The sequence below is a fragment of the Halobacillus sp. BBL2006 genome, assembly GCF_000786645.1.
Classification (GTDB): domain Bacteria; phylum Bacillota; class Bacilli; order Bacillales; family Halobacillaceae; genus Halobacillus.
In genome coordinates, this window is sequence record NZ_JRNX01000078.1 from 1 (window position 1) to 2,772 (window position 2,772).

At 46.1% G+C, this 2,772-nt stretch carries 3 protein-coding genes; all 3 read left to right on the forward strand.

The window, feature by feature from the left end:
- Positions 1-543: iron ABC transporter permease (locus LD39_RS02970; protein ID WP_035542738.1), on the forward strand; the 543-nt coding region annotated here is incomplete at its 5' end.
- A 125-nt stretch (positions 544-668) separates the two neighbouring features.
- Entirely contained in the window at positions 669-1,022 is a 354-nt protein-coding gene (locus LD39_RS02975; protein WP_035542740.1) for a hypothetical protein, read from the forward strand.
- Between the two features lie 201 nt (positions 1,023-1,223).
- Positions 1,224-2,723 carry a triacylglycerol lipase gene (locus LD39_RS02980; RefSeq protein WP_035542741.1) on the forward strand — a complete coding sequence of 500 codons (1,500 nt, stop codon included), beginning with the start codon at positions 1,224-1,226 and terminating at the stop codon, positions 2,721-2,723.
- Positions 2,724-2,772: the final 49 nt, after the last annotated feature.

The window sequence follows — 2,772 nt, forward strand, 5'->3', positions numbered from 1 at the left end:
GTCCTTGTCGGCATCGGCATCAACAGCGCTTTTTCAGCGTTAATTATTATCTTTCAATTAAAAATGGATCCTAAGGATTTCATGCGTGCAACCGTATGGCTTTCTGGAAATATTTCAGGCACGGACTGGACTTATGTGCTCGCCCTGCTTCCCTGGATTCTCCTTCTGATCCCGTTCGTCATCATGAAGGCTGGAACGTTGAATTCCCTGCACTTTGGCGATGACATTGCTGCCGGCTTAGGCGCCCATGTAGAAAAGGAGAGACGGACGCTCCTTTTCATCGCTGTAGCTCTAGCCGGTGCGAGCGTATCTGTCGGCGGAGGGATCGCGTTTATCGGCCTCGTCGTTCCCCACTTGGCACGAAGACTCGTCGGACCGATGCACGGGGCCCTGCTTCCGATTACGATGCTGATGGGAGCTCTGCTGTTGCTCGTTGCCGACACAATCGGCCGCAACCTGCTTGCGCCTTCAGAAATTCCAGTCGGTCTGGTCGTATCCGTTGTCGGCGGAAGCTATTTTATTTATTTATTGATGAAATCTTGAGACAGCATTTCACAATGGCCTGCCTCATCCGAGTGGAAGCAGGTCGTTGTATACTTTTGGATCCAAAAAAAGATCACCGTATGATTCCCTCATGCTTGGAAAACATAAAGGCAGGAGGGATTCACATGAACGAGCAGACATTGACCATTGAAGAATTCAACCAGCTTCTTCAGCAATGGAACGGAAAAACCATCCGAATTACGAAACACGAACTTCGTGACCAGGATACAGTCATCATGAACTTAGACCACATTGATTATTCGAAAGACACGAGAAGGATCGATGGCTATGAGCCGATGCATTCCCTGCATTTGCATGGAACTGGGAAAATGGCGACGGATCTTCAGAACGCCCAGCCTGTCCCAGCCCCCTATTATGAGATTCCCCTGGAGGATTCGACCCAATATCAATTCAATGACACCCATTTTTCCCTGGTCACAGATCGAGGAACCTACACGATTCAACTGATGAGCCTTTAACGGTAAGCGCCTGTCCTTTTAGAGGAGCAGACGCTTTTTTCTATGAAAAAATGACTATAGATGAAATTCCCCATCCTCTTTTCTTCCTGTTTTTCAAATATTTGGTGCCATAACGCCCCTTTTATCCGATAATAGAGGATGGGATGCCCTCTTAGACGCACCTCATGATCTCCCTAAAAATTGAGTAGAGGAGATAGGTAAATGGTCAAGCTTAAAAAGTGGTTCGTTGTTTTTATTGTGATGCTTTTTTTCGCCCCGCCTATTAGCTACGCAGGTTCGATCAAAGATGGAGCTTCAGGAACTCCCGGGCAATGGTATATCGGCGATACGCCATCCTCTGTTTCTGATTCCAAGCACCCGATTCTTTTCGTTCATGGATTAAACAGCTCATCGGATACGTGGTATGAGAACAACAATATGTACGCCACCGCCTATCAAAATGGCTACGAAACAGCTTTTATCGATTTATATCCCGACAAAAACATGTGGGATAACGGCGCTTTACTCGCACAAAAAGTAAGAGAAATGTATCAGCATTTTGGTGAAAAAGTGGTCGTTGTCGCTCATAGTAAAGGCGGGATCGATACACAATCCGCTCTCGTCCATTATGGGGCGGGGCCTTATATAGAACGAATGATTACCCTCTCTACTCCTCATCACGGATCACAATTAGCCGATTTAGCATACAGCAGCTGGGCCGGTTGGCTCGCAGGCATTCTCGGAAGCAAAAATGATGCCACCTATTCGCTGCAAACCGGTTATATGAACTATTTCCGCTCACAGACCGACAGTCAGTCCAATGTCTATCAGACCCCTATTTACACCCTTGGTGGAACAAAATGGGGCAGCTTCGGAAGCGCTCTCTATTGGGGTGGCTTATATTTAAGAGCCTACGGCAGTAATGACGGTGCCGTGACTGTGAAAAGCTCAAGACTCGAGTACGCGACAGAAATCAAAGTCGGTGACTGGAATCACTCGACGATTAAAGAAGGCTCCTCAACGTTTACCCTTTTCAAAAATTATCTAAATGAAAGTGTGTATTCATTCGCAAACCTACAGGCAGCAAGCACGGAAAAAAGCGAACCTAAAGAAATACTGGCGAGCAATTATGTGACCGGCGGAGAATACACCGGAGCAAAAGAAGAAACCATCCAAGTCGAAAACGGCGTCCAATCGATGACCGTCAATTGGATGAGTGATCAACCTGGAGCAAATCTAGCGCTCCTATCCCCTGACCAAACAACCTATACGAATTTCGCGACTGAACAGGATGAAACAGGCTATTTAGACGGCGCGTATCATCATTCGGTGACGATCGAAAACCCTGCAGCCGGCCAATGGTCCTTGAAAGCAGCTTCGAATCAAAAAGAGCACTATCTATTGACCACATCCTTTGAAAGTCCGCTCAACGATTTGATCAGCACTTCTCTTTCTGATGATGATATGAAAGTGAAAATCAAGGATCAGAAGCTGAAAGTTAAAACAGAGATGACGATCGAGTATTATAAAAACGGCAAGCTCAAACAAGGAAAAGTCAAAGCGAATAAGAAAAACGACGAAACCTTTAAGCTTCCGCAGCTTGGCGAGGGCATTTACAATATGACGATCGACGTCCATGGAAGCTATGATCGTGAGCCTTTCCAAAGAACGATGATCAAATCGGTCTATGTTGACGATCAAGGACAACTTTATTACGAATAATCAGCAATCCCCCCCTCCTGGTGACGAGGGGGATTTTCTTTATTTTTTT